This window comes from Candidatus Symbiopectobacterium sp. NZEC127, from assembly GCF_025962675.1.
Lineage (GTDB): Bacteria > Pseudomonadota > Gammaproteobacteria > Enterobacterales > Enterobacteriaceae > Symbiopectobacterium.
In genome coordinates this window covers 315,514-337,479 of record NZ_JAGFPG010000004.1, presented here as the reverse complement: position 1 = coordinate 337,479, position 21,966 = coordinate 315,514, and the positions used below count along the sequence as shown (strand labels likewise).

General features: G+C 53.9%; 23 protein-coding genes and 1 riboswitch. Of the genes, 19 read left to right on the top strand and 4 right to left on the bottom strand.

The window, feature by feature from the left end; all coding sequences use genetic code 11:
- The first annotated feature begins 12 nt into the window (after nt 1–12).
- The 7 genes from mrdA to lipA all read left to right on the top strand — a co-directional run bounded on the left by mrdA (nt 13) and on the right by lipA (nt 8,048).
- Nucleotides 13–1,917, top strand: coding sequence for a peptidoglycan DD-transpeptidase MrdA (gene mrdA / locus J5069_RS17230; protein WP_264645016.1), 1,905 nt, complete (start codon nt 13–15; stop codon nt 1,915–1,917).
- 8 nt (nt 1,918–1,925) lie between these two features.
- A complete protein-coding gene (gene mrdB / locus J5069_RS17225) occupies nt 1,926–3,038 on the top strand; it encodes a peptidoglycan glycosyltransferase MrdB (protein ID WP_264645014.1) in 1,113 nt (370 codons plus the stop codon).
- A gap of 14 nt (nt 3,039–3,052) precedes the next feature.
- Entirely contained in the window at nt 3,053–4,165 is a 1,113-nt protein-coding gene (rlpA, locus tag J5069_RS17220) for an endolytic peptidoglycan transglycosylase RlpA (RefSeq protein WP_264645013.1), read from the top strand.
- Nucleotides 4,166–4,329: 164 nt separating this feature from the next.
- Complete coding sequence (gene dacA / locus J5069_RS17215) at nt 4,330–5,541, top strand: D-alanyl-D-alanine carboxypeptidase DacA (RefSeq protein WP_264645012.1); 1,212 nt, start codon at nt 4,330–4,332, stop codon at nt 5,539–5,541.
- 260 nt (nt 5,542–5,801) lie between these two features.
- Nucleotides 5,802–6,065, top strand: a complete 264-nt coding sequence (ybeD, locus tag J5069_RS17210; protein WP_252319101.1) for a DUF493 family protein YbeD — start codon at nt 5,802–5,804, stop codon at nt 6,063–6,065.
- Nucleotides 6,066–6,122: 57 nt separating this feature from the next.
- Entirely contained in the window at nt 6,123–6,869 is a 747-nt protein-coding gene (gene lipB / locus J5069_RS17205) for a lipoyl(octanoyl) transferase LipB (protein ID WP_413542251.1), read from the top strand.
- Between the two features lie 213 nt (nt 6,870–7,082).
- Nucleotides 7,083–8,048 (top strand): lipoyl synthase, encoded by a 966-nt coding sequence (gene lipA / locus J5069_RS17200; RefSeq protein ID WP_264645091.1) that lies wholly within the window; start codon nt 7,083–7,085, stop codon nt 8,046–8,048.
- 100 nt (nt 8,049–8,148) lie between these two features.
- Here lipA and tatE read toward each other — a convergent pair whose 3' ends face one another.
- Nucleotides 8,149–8,358 (bottom strand): twin-arginine translocase subunit TatE, encoded by a 210-nt coding sequence (tatE, locus tag J5069_RS17195; protein WP_264645090.1) that lies wholly within the window; start codon nt 8,356–8,358, stop codon nt 8,149–8,151.
- A gap of 173 nt (nt 8,359–8,531) precedes the next feature.
- Nucleotides 8,532–8,593, top strand: a riboswitch (Fluoride riboswitch).
- 75 nt (nt 8,594–8,668) lie between these two features.
- Here tatE and crcB point away from each other — a divergent pair.
- Complete coding sequence (gene crcB, locus J5069_RS17190) at nt 8,669–9,052, top strand: fluoride efflux transporter CrcB (protein WP_264645011.1); 384 nt, start codon at nt 8,669–8,671, stop codon at nt 9,050–9,052.
- A gap of 53 nt (nt 9,053–9,105) precedes the next feature.
- Here crcB and cspE read toward each other — a convergent pair whose 3' ends face one another.
- On the bottom strand, nt 9,106–9,315 hold the full coding sequence (cspE, locus tag J5069_RS17185; protein WP_222159976.1) for a transcription antiterminator/RNA stability regulator CspE: 210 nt from the start codon (nt 9,313–9,315) through the stop codon (nt 9,106–9,108).
- A 220-nt stretch (nt 9,316–9,535) separates the two neighbouring features.
- On the opposite strand from cspE, the gene J5069_RS17180 reads away from it, so the two are divergent.
- From J5069_RS17180 to J5069_RS17160, 5 genes are all read left to right on the top strand, one after another.
- Entirely contained in the window at nt 9,536–10,234 is a 699-nt protein-coding gene (locus J5069_RS17180) for an aspartate/glutamate racemase family protein (RefSeq protein ID WP_264645010.1), read from the top strand.
- A 450-nt stretch (nt 10,235–10,684) separates the two neighbouring features.
- Nucleotides 10,685–11,047 (top strand): ArsC family reductase, encoded by a 363-nt coding sequence (locus tag J5069_RS17175; protein ID WP_264645009.1) that lies wholly within the window; start codon nt 10,685–10,687, stop codon nt 11,045–11,047.
- A 1-nt stretch (nt 11,048) separates the two neighbouring features.
- Complete coding sequence (gene dapE, locus J5069_RS17170) at nt 11,049–12,176, top strand: succinyl-diaminopimelate desuccinylase (protein ID WP_264645008.1); 1,128 nt, start codon at nt 11,049–11,051, stop codon at nt 12,174–12,176.
- Nucleotides 12,173–12,847: a M15 family metallopeptidase gene (locus J5069_RS17165; protein WP_264645007.1), complete on the top strand. Its 675-nt coding sequence runs from the start codon at nt 12,173–12,175 to the stop codon at nt 12,845–12,847. The genes dapE and J5069_RS17165 overlap by 4 nt, the downstream gene beginning before the upstream one ends.
- Nucleotides 12,848–12,849: 2 nt before the next feature.
- Nucleotides 12,850–13,038 carry a YpfN family protein gene (locus tag J5069_RS17160; protein WP_195314740.1) on the top strand — a complete coding sequence of 63 codons (189 nt, stop codon included), beginning with the start codon at nt 12,850–12,852 and terminating at the stop codon, nt 13,036–13,038.
- A 48-nt stretch (nt 13,039–13,086) separates the two neighbouring features.
- Here the strand turns inward: J5069_RS17160 and J5069_RS17155 are convergent, their stop codons facing one another.
- Complete coding sequence (locus tag J5069_RS17155) at nt 13,087–13,992, bottom strand: LysR family transcriptional regulator (protein ID WP_264645006.1); 906 nt, start codon at nt 13,990–13,992, stop codon at nt 13,087–13,089.
- Nucleotides 13,993–14,468: 476 nt separating this feature from the next.
- Between J5069_RS17155 and J5069_RS17150 the strand changes: the two genes are divergently transcribed.
- The 6 genes from J5069_RS17150 (at nt 14,469) to J5069_RS17125 (ending at nt 20,162) form a co-directional block, all read left to right on the top strand.
- Nucleotides 14,469–15,791: a CitMHS family transporter gene (locus J5069_RS17150; RefSeq protein WP_264645005.1), complete on the top strand. Its 1,323-nt coding sequence runs from the start codon at nt 14,469–14,471 to the stop codon at nt 15,789–15,791.
- Nucleotides 15,792–15,840: 49 nt separating this feature from the next.
- Nucleotides 15,841–17,181 carry an acyclic terpene utilization AtuA family protein gene (locus J5069_RS17145; RefSeq protein WP_264645004.1) on the top strand — a complete coding sequence of 447 codons (1,341 nt, stop codon included), beginning with the start codon at nt 15,841–15,843 and terminating at the stop codon, nt 17,179–17,181.
- Nucleotides 17,181–17,480: a hypothetical protein gene (locus J5069_RS17140; protein WP_222159969.1), complete on the top strand. Its 300-nt coding sequence runs from the start codon at nt 17,181–17,183 to the stop codon at nt 17,478–17,480. Before J5069_RS17145 ends, J5069_RS17140 begins: the two co-directional genes overlap by 1 nt.
- A gap of 183 nt (nt 17,481–17,663) precedes the next feature.
- Nucleotides 17,664–18,320: an acetate CoA-transferase subunit alpha gene (gene atoD / locus J5069_RS17135; protein ID WP_264645003.1), complete on the top strand. Its 657-nt coding sequence runs from the start codon at nt 17,664–17,666 to the stop codon at nt 18,318–18,320.
- Nucleotides 18,320–18,967, top strand: coding sequence for a 3-oxoacid CoA-transferase subunit B (locus J5069_RS17130; RefSeq protein WP_264645002.1), 648 nt, complete (start codon nt 18,320–18,322; stop codon nt 18,965–18,967). The genes atoD and J5069_RS17130 overlap by 1 nt, the downstream gene beginning before the upstream one ends.
- Before the next feature lie 10 nt (nt 18,968–18,977).
- Complete coding sequence (locus J5069_RS17125) at nt 18,978–20,162, top strand: acetyl-CoA C-acetyltransferase (RefSeq protein WP_264645001.1); 1,185 nt, start codon at nt 18,978–18,980, stop codon at nt 20,160–20,162.
- A gap of 42 nt (nt 20,163–20,204) precedes the next feature.
- On the opposite strand, the gene J5069_RS17120 is transcribed toward J5069_RS17125, so the two are convergent.
- On the bottom strand, nt 20,205–21,875 hold the full coding sequence (locus J5069_RS17120) for a methyl-accepting chemotaxis protein (RefSeq protein WP_264645000.1): 1,671 nt from the start codon (nt 21,873–21,875) through the stop codon (nt 20,205–20,207).
- Nucleotides 21,876–21,966 lie beyond the last annotated feature (91 nt).

Sequence of the window (21,966 nt, the reverse complement as noted above, 5' to 3'; positions counted from 1 at the left end):
AATAGTTGCCGGATGAAAACAGAACATAAACCCTTTCGTGATTATTCGGCGGAATCCGCCCTTTTCGTACGTCGTGCTTTAGTGGCGTTCATCGGCATTTTGCTGCTTTCCGGCGTGCTGGTGACCAATCTGTACCATTTACAAGTGGTACGCGTTGATGACTACCGCACACGCTCGAATGCAAACCGCATCAAGCTGGTGCCCATCGCGCCCAGCCGCGGCATCATTTACGATCGCAACGGCATTCCTCTGGCGCTCAACCGCACCATTTACCAGCTTGAGCTGGTGCCGGACAAGGTTGATAACCTGCAAGATACGCTGGCTGCTCTGAAACCCATCGTCAATCTCACTGACGATGATCTGGAAAACTTCGAGAAAGAACGCAAACGCTCACGCCGCTTCACCTCCATCCCGGTCAAAACTGCCTTAAGCGACGTTGATGTCGCCCGTTTTGCCGTCAACCAGTACCGTTTTCCCGGCGTGGAAGTCAAAGGCTATCAACGCCGCTATTACCCGTATGGTTCCGCCCTTACCCATGTCCTCGGCTACGTATCAAAAATCAATGATAAAGACGTAGAGCGACTGAACAAGGAAGAAAAAATTGCCGATTACGCCGCCACGCGCGACATCGGGAAACTGGGCATTGAGCGCTATTACGAAGATATTCTGCACGGCAAACCCGGTTATGAAGAGGTGGAAGTCAATAACCGTGGTCGCGTCATCCGTCAATTGCACGAGCAGCCGCCGCAGGCGGGTCAGGACATCTACCTCACTATCGATCTTAACCTGCAAATCTACGTTGAAAAACTGCTGGAAGGCAGCCGGGCAGCGGTGGTGATTATCGATCCGCGCGATGGCGGCCTGCGCGCGCTGGTTTCCACCCCGAGCTACGATCCCAACCTGTTCGTTGATGGCATCTCGACCAAAGACTATCGCGCGCTGCTGAATGACCCCAACAAACCGCTGATCAACCGCGCCACGCAGGGGTTGTATCCTCCCGCGTCGACGGTGAAACCCTATATTGCCGCCTCTGCGTTAAGTGCCAATGTGATTACCCCCACCTCCTCGCTGTTCGATCCCGGCTGGTGGCAGTTACCGGGCTCAGAAAAACGGTTCCGCGACTGGAAAAAATGGGGTCATGGCCGGTTGAACGTGACCAAATCGCTGGAAGAATCTGCGGATACCTTCTTTTATCAAGTCGCTTATGACATGGGTATCGATCGCCTGTCTGAGTGGATGAACAAGTTTGGCTACGGGGAATATACCGGTATCGACCTGTCAGAAGAGCGTTCCGGAAATATGCCAACCCGCGAATGGAAGCAAAAACGCTTCAAACGTCCTTGGTATCAAGGAGATACCATTCCGGTCGGCATCGGTCAGGGATACTGGATTGCCACGCCGATTCAAATGGCGAAAGCGCTGACCACGCTTATCAACGATGGCAACGTCAAAACACCGCACCTGCTGTATAGTGCCCGCAATAGCGGCATCGTAGTGCCTTACCGTCAGCAAGAAGTGTCGCGACTGAGCGATGTGCGCGCCAGCTACTGGGAAATCGCCAAAGACGGAATGTACGGGGTTGCTAACCGTCAGAACGGCACGGCACACAAATATTTTGCCGATGCTCCCTATAAGATCGCGGCAAAAACCGGTACTGCACAGGTATTTGGCCTGAAAGAAAATGAGACCTACAATGCGCATAAAATCGCCGAACACCTGCGCGACCACAAACTGCTGACGGCATTTGCACCTTATAACAACCCCAAAATTGCCATCTCCATCGTGTTGGAGAATGGCGGTGCCGGCCCCGCCATCAGCGCCTTGGTACGCCAGATGCTCGACCACATTATGCTGGGCGATAACAACACCGAATTGCCCGATGCGCCACCGAGCGCACCCGGTTCTGAAAGCGAGTAACCGCCGCCATGACTGAAAGCCAACAAAAAAGATCGATTTGGACCAAGATTCATATCGATCTGCCCTTCCTGCTGTGTATCCTGGCGCTGCTGGGGTACAGCTTATTCGTGATGTGGAGCGCCAGCGGCCAGGATATCGGCATGATGGAGCGTAAAGCGGCACAGATAGCCATTGGGCTTGCCGTGATGATCGTCATGGCGCAAATTCCGCCGCGCGTTTACGAAGGCTGGGCGCCCTATCTCTATATCGTTTGTGTCATTCTGTTGATCATGGTGGATGTGTTCGGCCAGATCAGTAAAGGCGCGCAGCGCTGGCTTGATCTTGGCTTTATCCGTTTTCAGCCGTCAGAAATTGCCAAAATTGCCGTGCCGTTGATGGTGGCGCGTTTTATTAACCGTGATATGTGTCCGCCGTCGCTGAAAAACACCGGTATCGCCCTGATCTTAATCTTTTTGCCAACCCTGCTGGTGGCGGCGCAACCCGATCTGGGGACGTCAATTCTGGTCGCGGCATCAGGCCTGTTTGTGCTTTTTTTAGCGGGCATGAGCTGGCGACTGATCGCCGTGGCGCTGATGTTGGTTGCGGCGTTTATTCCCGTGCTCTGGTTCTTCCTGATGCACGATTACCAACGCGCCCGCGTGATGATGCTGCTCGACCCGGAAAGCGATCCGCTAGGGGCGGGCTACCATATTATTCAATCCAAGATTGCTATCGGCTCCGGGGGCTTGTCTGGCAAAGGCTGGCTGCAAGGCACCCAGTCACAGCTTGAATTCCTGCCAGAACGCCATACCGACTTTATTTTTGCCGTATTGGCAGAGGAGTTGGGGTTGATTGGGGTGCTGATTCTGATCGCCATGTATCTGTTTGTTATCATGCGCGGTCTGATGATTGCCGCCAATGCCCAGACCTCGTTCGGCCGGGTGATGGTCGGCGGCCTGATTCTCATTCTGTTTGTCTATGTTTTTGTTAACATCGGTATGGTGAGCGGCATATTGCCCGTGGTTGGGGTGCCACTCCCGCTTATCAGTTACGGCGGCTCGGCGTTGGTGGTGTTGATGGCAGGATTTGGCATCGTGATGTCAATCCACACGCACCGTAAGATGCTCTCGAAAAACTTATAAAGTGAGGTAAACACATGCGTAAGGACTGGCTTTGGGTCAGCATCGTCACCGTGATGCTCGCAGCCTGTACCACCACGGAAGCCCCGCGAGCACCGATTACGCCGACCCCGGCTTATAGCGGTCCGGTGGAAGAGATTGGCGGAGCCGAGCCGCGTTACGAGCCCTATAATCCGGGCACGTTGCAGGATTACACCGTCAAGGGAAAAACCTACAAGGTTGTCCAGAATGCGCAGAACTTCTCCGAGGTTGGTCTGGCAACCTGGTATGGCGCTGAGGCCAACGGAAACCGTACGTCTATCGGCGAAATCTTCGATCCCAACGCTATTACCGCTGCGCACCCGACGCTGCCATTACCCAGCTATGTCCGCGTGACCAACCTGAGCAACGGCCGCCGTCTGGTGGTTCGCGTGAACGATCGCGGCCCGTATACGCCAGGTAGAATCATTGACCTGTCCAAGGCGGCAGGCGATCGCCTCAATATCTCCAATAACACCAAAGTGAAAGTCGAAGCGATCGTGGTCGCGCCGGATGGCACGCTATCTGGGCCGGGCACCATTGGCACTGCCGTTGCCAAACAAAGTTTCGCCCTGCCCGATCGCCCGAGCCTCGGTGCCAGCGGATTGGGTACGCCGATGATGGAAACCAGTGCGCCGACAGCCATCGCCAGCAGGCCCGTCAGCAACAGCGCCCTCGGGGTGCAAAATAACAGCGACATGCCAGCCAGCAGCACCAGTGCGCGCCAAAGTGGGTTGCTGGGTGCCCCCACTGCCCTGCGTTCTGGCGTATTGGAAGAGACCCATGCCGCTACGCCGGTTACCAGCACACCGGCAACGGCAACCACGGCAGCACGCCCGCTTGCAGTGACATCCACAGCAACACCGATTGGCAACACTAACGGACGCTATCTGGTGCAGGTCGGCGCGCTGAGCGACCCACAGCGCGCACAAACCTGGCTGAAAAGCCTGAGCGAACGCTTCCGCGTAACGGGGAAAGTGTCGCCCAGCAACGGGTTGTATCGCATTCAGCTCGGACCCTTTCCAAACCGCCAACAGGCCACTGACCTTCAGCAACGTTTGGCAACGGAAGCGCAGCAGCACGCCTTTGTGACGGCGGCAGACGCGCAATAATCCTCTCGCCCCCTGCCCGCCCGCGGTTAAGGTGCGGGCAGGGGATGTTACGCTATTCTGCTTTGGCAAAATCAAGTAACGGAATGTCTGGTGCCGCGCTATAGTGCATCTGCTATAGTACGGCTCGTTTTTAACTTCACTCCACGGATGTTGTAGTTCCAATCATGAATATTGTTATCACGTCTCGTTTCACCCTAGGTACAGCGCTGGGCACGCTGCTTGCCGTCAGCGTTGCCACATCGGCCCATGCGGAAGACGTCAATCTCAAGACGATGATCCCCGGCGTACCACAAATCGACGCCGAGTCGTACATCCTGATTGATTACAACTCTGGCAAAGTGTTGGCGGAAATGAATGCCGATGCGCGCCGCGATCCCGCCAGCCTGACCAAAATGATGACCAGTTATGTTATCGGGCAGGCGCTGAAATCCGGCAAGATCACCCAAAATGACATCGTGACCGTCGGTAAAGACGCCTGGGCAACCGGTAATCCGACCTTCCAGGGATCGTCGCTGATGTTCCTGAAACCGGGCGATCGCGTGCCGGTTTCACAACTCAGCCGCGGCATCATTCTGCAATCGGGTAATGATGCCTGCGTGGCGATGGCAGATTACGTGGCGGGTAGCCAGGATGCCTTCGTTAACCTGATGAATAACTATGTGAAAGCGTTGGGGTTGCAGAACACCACGTTCCAGACCGTGCACGGCCTGGATGCGCCGGGGCAACACAGCTCTGCGCGCGACATGGCGCTGATTGGTCAGGCATTGATTCGCGATGTGCCGGATGAGTACGCCATTTACAAAGAAAGAGAGTTCACCTTTAACAACATCAAGCAGATGAACCGCAACGGTTTGCTGTGGGACAGCAGCCTGGCCGTTGACGGTATCAAAACCGGCCACACCAATGCGGCAGGCTACAATCTGGTTGCATCGGCGACCGAAGGTCAGATGCGTTTGATCTCGGTAGTGATGGGTGGACGCACCTTCAAAGGCCGCGAAACCGAGAGCAAAAAGTTGCTCACCTGGGGTTTCCGTTTCTTTGAAACCGTTGCTCCGCTGAAAGCCGGCAAAGAATTTGCGTCTGAACCTGTCTGGTTCGGTGACAGCGACAGGGTTTCCCTGAGCGTGGAAAAAGATGCCTATCTCACCATCCCGCGCGGCCGGATGAAAGATCTGAAAGCCAGCTATGTACTCAATAATACCGAACTGCACGCACCGCTGAGCAAGAACCAGGTGGTTGGTACCATCAACTTCCAGTTGGATGGCAAAACCATTGAGCAGCGCCCGCTAGTGGTGATGAATGAAGTGAAAGAAGGGGGCATTTTTGGCCGCCTGTTTGACTACATTCGCCTGATGTTCCATCGCTGGTTGGGCTAAGCCCTTGGGTTAGCCTTTTTTGGCCCCATATTCAGAGATGATTACTCCCGCTGCGGCGGGAGTTTTACCTTAAATAATTCGAGTTGCAGGAAGGCGGCAAGCGAATGAATCACGATGAGCTTACTCAGGTAAGTGATTCGGGTGAATGAGTGCAGCCAACGCACCCGCAGCTTGAAGTATGACGGGTATATACTTTATGTTGAACCAAACGCTAGTGAACAGCGACGATCAGCATGGGCACCGATCCATCTGGAGAACACATGAAAACCAAACTCAATGAACTGCTCGAATTTCCCTGCTCATTCACCTATCGGGTGATGGGGCACGCGCAGCCAGAATTGGTAGACCGCGTTGTCGAAGTGGTGCAACGCCATGCGCCGGGTGACTATAGCCCGCAGGTCAAACCGAGCAGCAAGGGCAATTACCATTCGGTATCCATCACCATTACGGCCACCCACATTGAGCAAGTCGAGACGCTCTATGAAGAGCTGGGCGCTATCGATATCGTGCGCGTCGTGCTGTAAGGGCTTGACCCCTGCTTGACCGGATAATCGCGGGAAAATGTGCATCAGCGCTGTTCGATGGCGCTTCCCGCGACTATAATCGGCTCCATTGTTTTCCTTAACCTGAAGATTACGATTTTGCTACAGGATAAGATCATCGTGCGTCAGCTTGGCGTACAACCCTATGAGCCCGTTTCATTGGCGATGCACCGGTTTACCGATTTGCGTGACACACAGAGCGCGGATGAACTCTGGTTGGTGCAACACCCCCCCGTTTTTACCCAAGGCCAGGCTGGCAAAGCAGAGCATCTGCTTACTACCGGCGATATTCCGGTAATTCAGAGCGATCGCGGCGGCCAGGTAACCTATCACGGGCCGGGCCAGCAAGTGATGTATGTGCTGATGGATTTAAAACGCCGAAAAGTGGGTGTGCGGGAACTGGTCACCGCCATTGAAAATACCGTGGTCGGCACGCTGGCGCAGTTCGGCATTGCCGCGCATGCTCGCGCCGATGCGCCGGGTGTCTATGTGCAGGAGTCCAAAATCTGTTCACTCGGGCTGCGCATTCGCAGAGGCTGTTCTTTCCACGGGCTGGCACTCAACATCAACATGGATCTGACACCATTCCTGCGCATTAACCCGTGCGGTTATGCGGGCATGGTGATGACGCAGGTCAGTCAGCAAGCCCCCGGTGTGGCGGTGGCAGATGTCGCCCCGGTGTTGGTAACCACCTTTATGCAACAGCTAGGTTACACGCAACAAGCGCCGCTGGTATGGGATTGGGCCACTCAGGGTGCCCCCGCACCGCAGGGTATGTCGGCGTGAAATCGCGCCGTTGGGTTTATGCCTATCGGTGCCAAATCACATTCCGTTTACATTATTTATGCATTTGTGCGACGTAAAGGCTGAATGTCAGCCAGCAAAGATGGTATAATTTTTATAGATTTTAAAAAAAAGTTTAACTAGAAACATAATCCATTGAATCATAAGGTTTAAACTATGATTCAACCTGTGATTCAGAACTGGAACCTGGCTATCATGAGTAAACCGATTCAGATGGAACGCGGTGTCAAATACCGCGATGCAGACAAAATGGCACTCATCCCGGTGCGCACCGTCGTCACTGAGCGGCAGGAGCTACTGCGTAAGCCTGAATGGATGAAAATCAAGTTACCTGCCGATTCCAGCCGTATTCAGGGCATCAAGGCGGCCATGCGCAAAAATGGCCTGCACTCCGTGTGTGAAGAAGCCTCCTGCCCGAATCTGGCCGAATGTTTCAACCACGGTACCGCAACCTTCATGATTCTGGGTGCGATTTGTACCCGCCGCTGTCCGTTCTGCGACGTGGCACACGGCCGCCCGGTAACGCCCGATGCCAATGAGCCAGAGAAACTGGCACAGACCATTCATGACATGGGGCTGCGCTACGTGGTTATCACCTCCGTAGACCGGGATGACCTGCGCGACGGCGGCGCACAGCACTTCGCTGACTGTATCGCCGCTATTCGCCGTAAAAACCCGCATATTCGCATTGAGACGCTGGTGCCCGATTTCCGCGGCCGAATGGATAAAGCGTTGGATATCCTGAACGTGACGCCGCCAGACGTGTTCAACCATAACCTGGAAAACGTACCGCGCCTCTACCGTCAGGTACGCCCTGGTGCCAACTACGAATGGTCATTGAAGCTGCTTGAAAACTTCAAAGCCTTGCATCCCGAAATCCAGACCAAATCCGGCCTGATGGTTGGGTTGGGAGAAACCAATGCCGAGATCGTTGAGGTAATGCGTGACCTGCGCCGCCACGGCGTCACCATGTTGACGTTAGGGCAATATTTGCAGCCGAGTCGTCATCACCTACCGGTGAAACGCTATGTGAGCCCGGAAGAGTTCGATGAGATGAAAGCCGAGGCGATGGCGATGGGCTTTACCCACGCAGCCTGCGGCCCGTTCGTGCGCTCGTCGTATCACGCCGATCTGCAAGCGAAAGGGATTGAGGTCAAGTAAGCACGCAGGGTGTAACAATATTTAGTTACACATTGAAGGTGTTGCTGGTATATCTCGTGCAAAAGGGCGGCCACCGGGCCGTCCTTTTTGATAACGCCGATTAATCCTTGTTATGACGAATTTCACCGGCAGGCGCTGTGTCGTCCCCTGCGGTAGTCGGTTTCACTGACTGATCGTCATTCATCGCTTTCTTAAAGCCTTTGATTGCTGCCCCCAAATCACCGCCCAACGAGCGCAGTTTATTGGTGCCGAACAGTAAAACAATCAGTGCGCCAATCACCAACAGCTTGGCAATGCTAATACCTTCCATCACACACCTACCTGATTACGAATACTGGAATACCAGCGAAAAAATACCGATATTGTTTATTTATGCCTACTACAGCGCGAACACAACATCCATTTGTAACAAAATTAGACCCTACTGCTGATACGTCTATTGCCAGTGCTTGAATCCAGATACCTATCCCCGCTACACTGTTTTTGTCACATGGAGATGGCATTCCTCCCTAACCGCCTTTTGGGCTGATGATGCCTACGTACGCCTCAGAGCAGGCGCGTAGGAGTCTGCCCGCTCTGTATCACTTTCAGCGTCAAATAATGCACAACTCGAGGTCATTATGTGGATGATGTTTCTTGCCGTGTTTATCGGCGGCGGAGCGGGAAGCGTTGCCCGTTGGGCACTGGGAATGCGCTATAACACCACCGCGGTGTCAGTGTTGCCTTTAGGTACGCTAATGGCAAACCTGATCGGGGCTTTCGTCATCGGCGGCGCACTCGCCTATTTTTCCCGTCATGCGGAGTTGCCATCGCATTGGAAGCTGCTGATAACCACCGGACTGTGCGGCGGATTGACCACATTTTCCACCTTCTCGGCGGAGACGTTCCTGTTTATCAATCAAGGCCAACTCTCAGCGGCTGCCATCAACATTCTATGTAATCTGGCGGGTTCACTGCTCATGACGGCGCTGGCATTCGCACTGGTTAACGGGATGGCATCCTGAAAACAGGATAAAAAAAACCCGCCGTGAGGCGGGTTTTCAAGAAATCGGTATTATTAAATAGCGATAACGTTAGCCGCAGATGGGCCTTTAGCACCGTCAGTGATTTCAAACTCTACGCGCTGACCTTCAGCCAGAGTTTTGAAGCCATTGCTCATGATTGCAGAGAAGTGTACGAATACATCTTTGCTGCCGTCTTCCGGAGTGATGAAACCAAAACCTTTGGACTCATTGAACCACTTAACGCTACCTTTAATCTTAGACATCAAACTTACCTTTAACATGAATGAAAGACACAAAATGTGTGTCCGGTACAGTACAGCAATTAGTAACGCATTTGTCCAGTTGAACTTGGATAAAAAGTGATGAAAATCGCTAAATAAGCGCTCCGATTTACCAATAGTTTGAAATGGGGCACCTTTGTTACCGTTTTCTCCCTACACACTGTGTCGGGTAACCGTAAATGACCCACAGGATAAACGAACAATGAAAACCCTTGGATTGATTGGCGGCATGAGTTGGGAATCCACCGTGCCCTACTACCGTCTCATTAATGAGCGCGTTCAACAGCGTCTGGGGGGCTTACACTCAGCGAAACTGATACTGCATAGCGTAGATTTTCACGATATCGAGCAGCTTCAGGCGCAAGGCGCATGGGCGCAGGCCGCACTGCAGCTTTCTAAAATAGCCATCGGGCTAGGTCAGGCAGGTGCAGAAGCGATTGTCATCTGTACCAACACCATGCACAAGGTGGCCGATGACGTTGAAAGCGCCAGTCAATTGCCGGTAGTGCATATCGCCGATGCCACTGCCAACAGCCTGAAACAGCATGGCATGACGCGCGTTGGCTTATTGGGGACCCGCTATACCATGGAGCAGGAATTTTACCGTGGTCGCTTACAGGAGCGCCACGGCATTGATGTCATCATTCCGCAGCCCGATCAGCGCGATGAGATCAATCGGGTCATTTACGACGAGCTGTGCCGCGGCGTATTGAGCGACCGTTCACGGCAGGCGTTTCGCCTTATTATCGACAAGCTTGCCCAGCAAGGTGCTCAGGGGGTGATCCTCGGCTGTACCGAAATTCCCCTTTTAATCCAGCAATCCGATACGAAAATTCCCCTTTTTGATACCAGCCACCTACATGCCATCGCCGCTGCGGACTACGCATTAGAAAATAACTAATTGATATATATTCATAAATAAGGTAATCATTGTTTTAAATCACAATTTCCTGACTAAAACACTCAAGATTTCCTCATTTTAGCCATGAAAAAAGGCAGTCAGAACGTTCTGACTGCCTTTGCATTGGGTGGAATGTTGTTCCTGGTTCTGTACTCAAATCTATCAATGGGAAAAACTAGGTAGCCGATAATTATTTTTTACGTAGCATTTCTTCAATGAAGTCTTTCCAGTGACGCACTTCTACTTCTATCATCATGTCCCCCTGGTGGTTAACTGCGGCCATTATACGCCCACTTTTTGACCAGCGAAACGTTTTCCTGTCGAATAAAAAGCGAACAAGATCCCATTCTGCGCAGATTGCATCGGTGGATCTCCCGGCCATTTTTCGGCATGCTGACATATCCACATGCCGCCTTAGTGGCCTCCCGATGAGAAAGGACTGTTATCACCATGACGCTGATGATGTACGGTATCAAAAACTGCGATACCATCAAAAAAGCACGACGCTGGCTGGAAGCGCATCAGGTTGCCTATCAGTTTCATGATTACCGTGTTGATGGGTTAGAGCACGCTCAGTTAACCGCCTTTATCCGCCTTGTCGGTGATTGGCAACCGTTGATCAATACGCGCGGTACCACCTGGCGTCAGTTAAGCGACGCTGAGCGCGCCGCCGTCACCGATGCCGAAAGCGCCTGCGCCCTGCTGCTGGCTCATCCTGCCTTGATCAAACGCCCGCTGCTGGTGAGCGGGGAGCGCGCCCTGTTAGGCTTTAATGCCGAAAGTTACCACGCCTTTACCGCGGAGAAAGAGTGAGATGTCCTGCCCCGTACTGGAACTTGCACAACAATTGATTAAACGCCCGTCGCTCAGCCCGCGCGATGAAGGGTGTCAGGCCCTGCTGATTGAACGTCTGAAAGCGGTGGGCTTTACCATTGAAAAAATGGATTTCGGCGATACCGAGAATCTCTGGGCATGGCGCGGTGAAGGCAAAACGCTGGCGTTTGCCGGGCATACCGACGTGGTGCCGAGCGGCGATGCCAGCCGCTGGCAGCATCCACCGTTTGAACCCACCCTGCGCGATGGCTTTTTGTATGGGCGCGGCGCGGCAGACATGAAAGGATCGGTTGCAGCCATGGTGGTGGCCGCCGAGCGGTTTGTACAGGCCAATCCCCATCATCAGGGCCGTCTGGCGTTTCTGATTACCTCAGATGAAGAAGCCAGTGCGGTGAACGGCACGGTGAAGGTGGTTGAGGCGTTAATAGCCCGTAACGAGCGCCTGGATTACTGTCTGGTGGGCGAACCCTCCAGCACCAGCAAACTGGGCGATGTGGTGAAAAACGGGCGCCGTGGCTCTATCACCGCCAATCTGACCGTGCATGGCGTACAAGGCCACGTTGCCTATCCGCATTTGGCCGACAACCCGGTGCATCGCGCCATGGAAGCTCTGAATGAATTGGTGGTCACCGAATGGGATCAGGGCAATGCTTTCTTTCCTCCCACCAGCATGCAAATTGCCAATATCAATGCGGGCACCGGCAGCAATAATGTGATCCCCGGCGAGCTGGTGGTGCAGTTTAATTTCCGCTTTAGCACCGAGTTGACGGACGAGGTGATCAAAGCGCGCGTCGCCGCCCTGCTGGATCGCCATCAGCTTAACTACACGCTGAACTGGAATCTCTCCGGCCAACCGTTTTTAACCCCGCCAGGAGATCTGGTCGATGCCGTGGTGACCGCCGTTGAGCATTACAGCGAAATAACCCCGGAGTTGCTGACCAATGGCGGTACCTCGGATGGGCGCTTTATCGCGCAGATGGGCGCACAAGTGGTGGAGCTTGGCCCGGTAAACGCCACCATCCATAAAGTGGACGAGTGCGTCAGCGCCGCCGATCTGCAACTACTGAGCCGTATTTATCAACGCATTATGGAGCAGCTCATCGCATGATGACGCACGCCATGCTCACGGGGAAAACTCGTGAGCACCTTGTCCCGCTCGGTGAGGCACACAGCCTGCAACCGGCCGCCCTCGCCGCCTTTACTGGCTTACAGCAGGCGGCTGCGCGTGATGGCTTTAATCTACAGCCCGCCAGCACCTTTCGTGACTTTGCCCGCCAGCGCCACATCTGGAATCAAAAATTCGACGGCGAGCGCCCGCTGCTGGATAAAAACAGCCAGCCGCTGGTGGCGGCAACGCTTCCCGTGGCGCAACGCTGTGCCGCGATATTGCGTTGGTCTGCCCTGCCGGGTGCCAGCCGCCATCACTGGGGTACCGAGCTAGATATTTACGATCCGTCGCGCCTGCCTCAAGGGGCTCGTCTGCAACTGGAGCCGTGGGAATATCAGGCGGGCGGCTATTTTGCTGAACTGAGCGACTGGCTCACGGCGCATATGGCGCAGTTCGATTTTTACCGACCCTTTGCCCACGATCGCGGCGGCGTTGCCGTGGAACCCTGGCACATCAGCTACCAGCCCTTGTCCAGACCGGCAGCCCAACAGTTGACGCCAGAGGTTATTCTGGCGGCCTGGCAACATGAAGATATCGCGGGGGATGCCTGGTTACGCCCGAATCTGCCTGATATTTTTTCCCGCTTTATCACGAATATCGATGAGGATTGAACATGTCCTGGCTGGCTGATTACTGGTGGGTGATTCTGATTATTCTGGTTGGCATGGTGATTAACGGCATGAAAGAACTGAGCCGCCTCGACCATAAGCGCTTCCTCAAGAATAAACCGGAGTTGCCTCCCCACAGAGACAACAACGCCGAGTGGGATAAGGAAGATGACTGGCCGGAGAAAAAGCCCTGAGGCACTTCCCCACCAGCCTGTTGCCTGCGGGCCGCTTTTAACAACACGTCAGAGTGCAGAGCGCGGGGTGAAACTCTCCGCCTTTTCCAGCAGAAATTCATAGAACTCTTTGGCACACTGCGACAGTTGCCGCTCTTTGTCAGTCACCAGATAGATGCCGCGCTGTAGCGACAGATCGCGAAACGGCACAATGGCGATATCTTTGTGCTGAAACTGAAACAGCGTCAGGCCGGTCACAATGCTCACCCCATAGTTGGCCGCGACCAGCCCCATCATGGTGGTCAGTTGACGCACTTCAAGCACGTAGTCAAAGCTGTGCGGCGCCATCAGTTGATCGGTGTACTGACGGATGCTGGTCCCCTGCGAAAAGCCCACAAAGGCGTGCTGCGCCACTTCGGCAACGTCAACGCTCTGACGCTGTGCCAGAGGGTGATTGCGATGGCAAATCAGGAAAAACTCATCGGCAAACAGCATTCGGGAACTGAACGTGCCCGGAGAAGGCTGACCTGCGGTTAATGCCAGATCCGCGCGCCCGTCCAGAATGGCTTTCAGGCAGCGATCCCACTGCGTATCCAGCAGCTCAACCTTGATGTCAGGATGTGCGCGATGGTGCTGGGCCAGCACCTGCGGCAACCACTCCACCGCCATCGAAGGCAACACCGCCAATACAATTTTACCTTTGTACCCGGTGGCATAAGATTTAATCTCCACGACGGCGTCGTCGTGAGACTGAATGAGTCGGCGAGCAATATCAATAAAGTGAATGCCATTACCGTTTAACTGCACCTTGCGTGTGTCACGGTCGAAAAGGCGATATCCGACCTCATCTTCCAACGCCGCGATCAACGCGCTAAACGCGGGCTGCGACAGGTTAATTTTCTGCGCTGCTCGGGTAAAGTTTTCAGTTTCCGTGAGCGCAATAAATGCCCTCAATTGTTTAATGGATAAGTTCATAACACCTCTATCTGAAATAGACCTTACACATCGGTAAAAAATTAACAAACTTTATTTCAATCAAGTGACTTATTTTGTTTTTATGATCGCTGCCACAATTATTTAATCTTATTTGACCTTCAGATAAAAGATGCAATTGCTACATTTTGAAGCAAAATCACAACACCTCACCGACGCCTATCGCAAATTATTCTGTGATACCATTTCAAAACAACCAGTTACCCATATATGGGTAATTCTTGTCTATTTATTTGATCTGCAAATAGAATAAACCCATTCTGTTTTCAAATGAATCCATTGCCATTATGAGTTAGTCTGATGCAATTCCAAATGATAAAAATAGCGCAGCCAACAATATCTGTTCTGGGTTAGGCGTTGATTTTCATGTTTGTTATAAATAAACGATATTTTTTAACATAATCGTTAAGCCAACATGGATTGTCAACTGCGCACAATAATAAGTAGAGGAGTGCTATATGTTAGCGTTAATCGGGGTGCTCACCATTGCCACCCTATTATTTTTCATTATGACCAAACGAATGTCACCGCTGGTGGCATTGATTGTCATTCCGATTGCTGGGGCATTATTGGCCGGAAGCGGCACTGACACAGCAAAATACGTGGTGGATGGGATTACCAAACTGGCACCGATGGCCGCCATGTTTGTATTTGCTATCTGTTTTTTCGGTGTGGTTACCGACGCAGGCATGTTTGATCCGATCATTCGCGGCATCTTGCGGATGGTGGGAACCAGCCCGGTCAGGATCATCATCGGTACCGGCGTATTGGCGCTGCTGGCGCATCTGGACGGCAATGGTGCGGTCACCTTCCTGATCACGGTGCCGGCCATGCTACCGCTGTTTAACAAGCTGGGCATGGACAAGCGCATTCTGGTCGGTATCACCGCCCTGAGCGCCGGTGTGAACTTCCTGCCGTGGACCGGACCGATGATCCGCGCCTCGGCGGCGTTGAACATTTCCACTCACGATCTGTTTATCCCGTTAATCCCTGCGCAGATCTGTGGCCTGGTCTTCATGGTGCTGATGGGCTACTACTGGGGTAAGAAAGAAGAGAAACGCCTGGGTCTGTCGGGCAGCAACCCGCTGGCTGGCGGTTCTGCCTCGTTCAATGCACAAGAGCACGTGAAGGAACTGACCGACGAAGAAAAAGCCCTGCGTCGTCCGCACATGTTCTGGATTAACATCGCGCTGGTGGTCTGTGTTATCGGCACCATGGTTTTCACAAAAATCTCGCCAACCGTGGCCTTTATGGTCGCGCTGACCGTCGCGCTGATGGTGAACTACCCCAACGTTGAAATGCAGAAAGCGCGTATCAATGCGCACGCCAAAGCGGCACTGATGATGGCCAGTATCCTGTTCGCCGCAGGTGCCTTCACCGGCATCATGGGTGGCGCAGGTATGCTGAAAGCCATGTCTGAAGCGGCCGTCGGCTTTGTTCCTCCTGCTCTGGCATCCCACATTCCGTTCGTGGTGGGTCTCATCTCCATGCCGCTGAGCCTGGTGTTTGACCCTGATTCTTATTACTTCGGCATCATGCCCGTTATCGCTCACACCGGCGAAATGTTAGGCGTGCCGGCCATTCAGGTGGCGCAGGCTTCGGTTCTGGGCCAAATGACCACCGGTTTCCCGGTCAGCCCGTTGACCCCAGCCACGTTCCTGCTGTGCAGCCTGGCAGGCGTCGATTTGGCCGACCACCAGAAATTCTCTATTCCCGTGCTCTGGGCAGCCAGTGTCGTCATGACATTCGCCTGCGTCATCTTTGGTGTGTTCCCGCTATAAGCGCCCACACACCGTAACCAGAGCCGTTTTAAATATAGAAGGTAAAGCTATGAAAACTATCCGTATAGGTTCCGGCGCAGGCTATGCCGGCGATCGCATCGAGCCCGCACTTGAGCTCGCGCAAAAAGGCGATATCAACTACCTGGTGTTTGAATGCCTGGCAGAACGCACCATCGCTATCGGCCAGAAACAGAAGCAGCAAAACCCGGAAAAGGGCTACAACGAGCTGCTGGCAGACAGAATGTACGCGGTACTGCCGACCTGTCTGGAAAAAGGCATCAAAATCATCACCAATATGGGTTCCGCCAACCCAACGGCAGCGGGCCAGCGCGTGCTGGAGATCGCCAAAGAGCTGGGTGCCAAACAGTTGAAAATTGCCGTGGTAACCGGTGATGACGTGCGTGATGTGTTGATTAAACAAGATGCGCGTCTGGATGAAATTGGCCAGCCGGTTTCTACCTGCGGTAAAGAGATCCTGTCCGCCAATGCCTACATGGGCGCTGATGCCATGGTCAAAGCGCTGCGTGATGGTGCGGACATCATTATCGCCGGGCGCGTTTCTGACCCGTCGCTGTTTCTGGCACCGATGATGTATGAATTCAACTGGGCAGCCGATGACTGGGAACACCTGGGCAAAGGCACCTGCCTCGGTCACCTGCTGGAATGTGCCGGACAGATCACCGGCGGCTACTATGCCGATCCTGGCTTCAAAGACATTCCGCATCTGGAACGCCTTGGCTTCCCGATCGCGGAAATTGATGAAAACGGCGATGCGGTCATCACCAAAGTCGCCGGTTCTGGCGGCCGGGTATGCGTAGATACCTGCAAAGAGCAGATGCTGTATGAAATCCACCGTCCGGACAGCTATATCACTCCCGATGTGGTAGCCGATTTCACCGGTGTCACCTTCACTCAGGTCGGTGACGACCGGGTTCGCGTTCAAGGGGCTACGGGCCGCGCCAAAACTGACACATTGAAAGTCTCCGTCGGTTATCAGGATGGCTTTATCGGCGAAGGGGAAATTTCCTACGCCGGACCAGGTGCCGTTGCACGCGGACGTCTGGCTCTCGATATCGTCAAAGGCCGTTTTGAAGTATGCGGTTTCGCACCGTCAGAAGTGCGTTTCGATTTGATTGGTGTAGACGCGCTGCACGGCGCAGAGCGTTCTCAACGCAGTGAGCCTTATGAAGTGCGCGCGCGTGTGGCCGCTCGCTGCGCCACCCGCGCACAGGCAGTGAAAGTGGGCAATGAAGTGGAAACGCTGTACACCAACGGCCCTGCGGGCGGCGGTGGCGTCAATAAAGGCGTCAAAGAGATTCTGGCCATGGATTCCACCCTGCTGGCGCGTGCTTTCGTTACCCCAGCGGTTAACTACCTGGAGATCAAATAATGAAACTACGTGAAATCGCCCACTCTCGCACTGGCGACAAAGGCAATACGTCGAATATTTCTCTGATTGCCTATCGTGCGGAAGATTTTGAGAAAATCAAAACGGCCGTTACTGCGGAAAAGGTCAAGGCCTGGTTTGCCGATATCGTCACCGGTGACGTCGTTCGCTACGAACTGCCCGCCATTGGCGCGCTGAACTTTGTCATGTATGGCGCACTGGGTGGCGGTGTTACCCGCTCACTGGCGCTGGATATGCACGGCAAAGGGCTGAGTGCAGCCATTCTGGACATGGATATCTAAGCGATTGCCACGGGTTCGCCCGTGGCATGGAAATAAAAGATCGATGGGGCAATGATTATTGCCCCACTATATACCCCGATATATCCACATAACGACCTTAGAAAATTGGCGGCAATTTTCTACAGGGCAACTTTTGCCTAAAAAACGGCATTAGCGCCCTTTGATTGATGGAGTAGCTGAATAATGAAAAACAAAATCATTGATGCCAGTTATTTCCGTTCTTTATTAAAAGACGGAATGACAATTATGTTCGGTGGTTTTATGGGTGTCGGAACCCCGGATTTATTGGTAAAAGAAATAATGAAATCCGGCGTCACTGATTTAACCCTGATTGGTAATGACACGGCATTTCCCGATACCGGCGTTGGCCCCTTGATTGCCAGCGGTCAGGTTAAAAAAGTCATCGTTTCGCATATTGGCACCAACCCGGAAACCGGCAAACGCATGATTGCCAAAACCCTGGATGTCGAACTGGTGCCACAGGGCACGCTGGCAGAACGTATTCGCAGCGGCGGTGCCGGATTGGGCGGTTTTCTCACCCCGACGGGCGTTGGCACCGTGGTGGAAGAAAATAAACAAAAAATCACCCTCGATAATACCACCTATTTATTGGAATTACCGTTAAGAGCCGATCTTGCCATTATTGAGGCAAGCGTTGCCGACACCCGTGGAAATCTGATTTATCACCTTACCGCCCGTAATTTTAATCCTCTGATAGCACTTGCCGCAGATAACGTTGTTGCGCAATGCGAACAGGTTATTCCTGTCGGCCAATTAGCGCCGGAATGCATTGTGACGCCTGCTGCACTGGTCGATCACCTTTATGTTGGAGAAAAATAATGGACGCTAAATCAATTATCGCTCGCCGCGTCGCGCTGGAGTTAAACGACGGCGACGTGGTGAATTTAGGCATTGGCTTGCCGACTCAGGTCGCCAACTACGTACCCGAAACCATTGAAGTGACCTTTCAGTCGGAAAACGGCTTTCTCGGCTTAGGTGCTGTCACCGACGTCGATACCAATCTGGTTAACGCGGGCGGGCAACCCTGCGGCATGGTGCCGGGTGCTGCGATGTTTGACAGCGCCTTCTCGTTCGCCCTGATCCGCGGCGGCCATGTAGACGTATGCGTACTCGGCGGTTTGCAGGTAGACGAACATGCCAACCTCGCCAACTGGGTGGTACCCGGCAAAATGGTGCCCGGCATGGGCGGTGCCATGGATTTGGTGGTCGGCGCCAAGAAAGTGATCATTGCGCTGGAACACTGCGCCAAAAACGGTGCCCCCAAACTGCTGCACGAATGCACCTACCCGCTTACCGCCGCCAACAAAGTCAGCATGGTGGTCACCGAACTGGCGGTATTTGAATTTATCGACCAACAGATGGTGCTGCGTGAAATCAGCCCGGACATCACCCTCGACGAACTGCGCCAGAAGACAGAAGCCCACTTCATTGTCTCCGACTCTCTGCAACCGTTAAAAATCCACTAAGGAGACCCTGATGAACACACAAGATTCCGTTGTGATTGTGAGCGCCAAACGCACCGCGATCGGTAAATTCGCGGGCAGTTTAGCCAATACTTCCGCCGTTGAGCTGGCAAGCGCCACGATTAAAGATAGCCTGTCATCCCTGCCGCAGGGTTTGAAGATTGATGAAGTGATGCTGGGCAACGTGCTGAGCGCCGGTTTAGGCCAAAACCCGGCGCATCAGGCGGGTCAGGCTGCCGGGCTCGGCGTGGAAACGCCCGCCTTTACCGTCAGCAAAGTGTGCGGCTCCGGCCTCAAAGCAGTAGCGCTCGGTGCGCAATCCATTGTGGCGGGCGACAATCAGATCTGTATCGCGGGCGGTATGGAAAACATGAGTGCTGCCCCTTACCTGCTGGAAAAAGCACGTCAGGGCTACCGCATGGGCGATGGCAAATTAACCGACTCCATGATCAAGGACGGTTTGTGGTGCGCCTTCAATGACTACCATATGGGGATCACCGCCGAGAACATCGCCAAACAGTACGGCTTTACCCGGGAAGATCAGGATGGCGTAGCTTTCGCCTCGCAGCAAAAAGCCGCCGCCGCACAGGCGAACGGTCGCTTTGAGGCTGAGATAACCCCAATTGCGCTGCGCGTGAAAAAAGAGACGCGTATCTTCAATCAGGATGAGTTCGTGCGTGCCGATACCACGTTGGATTCTCTGGGTAAACTGCGCCCGGCTTTCCTGCCGGACGGCACCGTCACGGCGGGCAACGCCTCGGGAATCAACGATGCGGCAGCAACGCTGGTGCTGATGCGGGAATCCGAAGCCCGCCAGCAGGGTATCACGCCGCTGGCGCGCATTCGCAGTTGGGCCTCCGCCGGTGTGCCGAGCGAGGTGATGGGATTAGGCCCAATTCCTGCCACCCAAAAAGCGCTGCTCAAGGCAGGACTGACCATTCAGGATATCGATCTGATCGAAGCCAATGAGGCGTTTGCGGCACAATTCCTGGCCGTACAGCGCGATTTGGGTCTGGACCCGGAAAAAGTGAACGTCAACGGCGGCGCGATTGCGCTGGGCCACCCGATCGGTGCCAGCGGCGCACGTATTCTGGTTACGCTGATCCACGCGCTGCACAGCTACGACAAAACGCTGGGGCTGGCAACGCTGTGCATCGGCGGCGGTCAGGGCATCGCATTGATCGTTGAGCGCCTGTAACCAGGCCGCTGCATCGCTCCACGGCCCAGCGAGTATACCGCGCTAAAACGCCTCCCAGTCGCGTTCTGATCCACGCCCGGAGGCGTTTTTCATCGCAGGCAATAATCCTGGCGCACCGTGTGTAAACGGCCGGGCGGCAGCCGCTGGCACGCCCTGATTATTGCCAATATTGAACGCAGACACCGCACCTTGTAAAAAGCCCGCCTGCTCCTCCAGAGAGGCTGCCGCAGAGGCAGATTCTTCTACCAGCGCCGCATTTTGCTGCGTCACCCGATCCATTTCGCTCACCGCTTGTCCCACCTGATCGATGCCACGACTTTGCTCATCAGACGCCGACGCGATATCCCCCATAATATCCGTCACGCGACTCACCGCCGTGACAATTTCCTGCATGGTGTCCCCTGCTTCCCGCACTTGAATCGCCCCGGTGCTGACGCGATTGACCGAATCGTCAATCAGGGTTTTGATCTCTTTCGCGGCCTGCGCGCTGCGCTGTGCCAGCGTGCGCACTTCGCCTGCCACCACGGCAAAGCCACGACCTTGATCGCCTGCTCGTGCCGCCTCCACCGCAGCATTCAGCGCCAGAATGTTGGTCTGGAAGGCAATACCATCGATCACATTGGTGATATCCGCGATTTTTTGCGAGCTGTCGGAGATCTGGTTCATGGTGATCACCACATGGCTGACTTTTACGCCGCCTTTGTCTGCCGTCTCTGACGCCTCTTTTGCCACCTGCGCCGCCTGCCGCGCGCTGTGTGAATTCTGTTTTACCGTGGCGGTCAACTGTTCCATGCTGGCCGCGGTTTCGCCCAGCGACGCCGCCTGCTGCTCGGTGCGCGATGAAAGATCGTTGCTGCCTGCCGAGATCTCGCTGGCACCGGTATAAATTGACTGCGCGCTGTCACGCACCGCGCTTACCGTATCAATCAGTGAACGCTGCATATGATGCAAACCGGTAGCAAGCTGACTCATCTCATTTCGTCCTTGAACGTCAATCGACTGCGTCAGATCGCCTTTGGCAATCGCGTTGATATGGCGCATCAGTGCATGCAGCGGTTGCAACAGAATACGCTGCAATCCGACCCAACTGAGCACAATCACCAATACCACCAGCAGTGAAATAATACCCAGTAGCCACAACATCTCCTGAAACGCACGATGGTTATCATGCAGCCCATTATCGGCGACTTGCGTTTGGGCTTCCCGCCACGCCAGATAGTTTTCCTGCATCGCGACATTTAACGGGGCCGCCCCTTCATGCAGTTTCATTGCCGCCCCGGCCAATCCACCGGCCAGTGAATTGACGATATCGTTCAACAGTTTCTGATAAACGATATAGCTCTCTTCCAGCTTTTTGGTGAGCGCCGGATCCACCCCCGGCGAAGGCGGAATGGCCTGATAGGCTTTATAACGGTTTTCGGAGCTGGTGATACGCTCCTTCGCCATTTGCAGCAGCGACTGCATCGCGTCTTTATCCGCATTCCCCATCATCATATTTTGAATCATGGTGCCGACGGCAATACGCGTTTGGTTCATCATAATCCAGGCATCGGTAAACGCAGCCACGCTCTGATTAGCACGCTGTGAAGCCTGAAACCCTTCTCGGTCATTGACCAGCGCACGCATGGAAAGCGCACCGGTGAGAAATTGTGAAATACCCAGAGTTAAAAGAACAATAATGAGAATGGTCACAACTTTTATACGTTTAAACATATAACACCCTTATTTCCTAAAAGGACGTGACATGTATATACCCTCAATGATGCGCGTTACATCACTGACGTAATAATGCGGCGGTATAAAT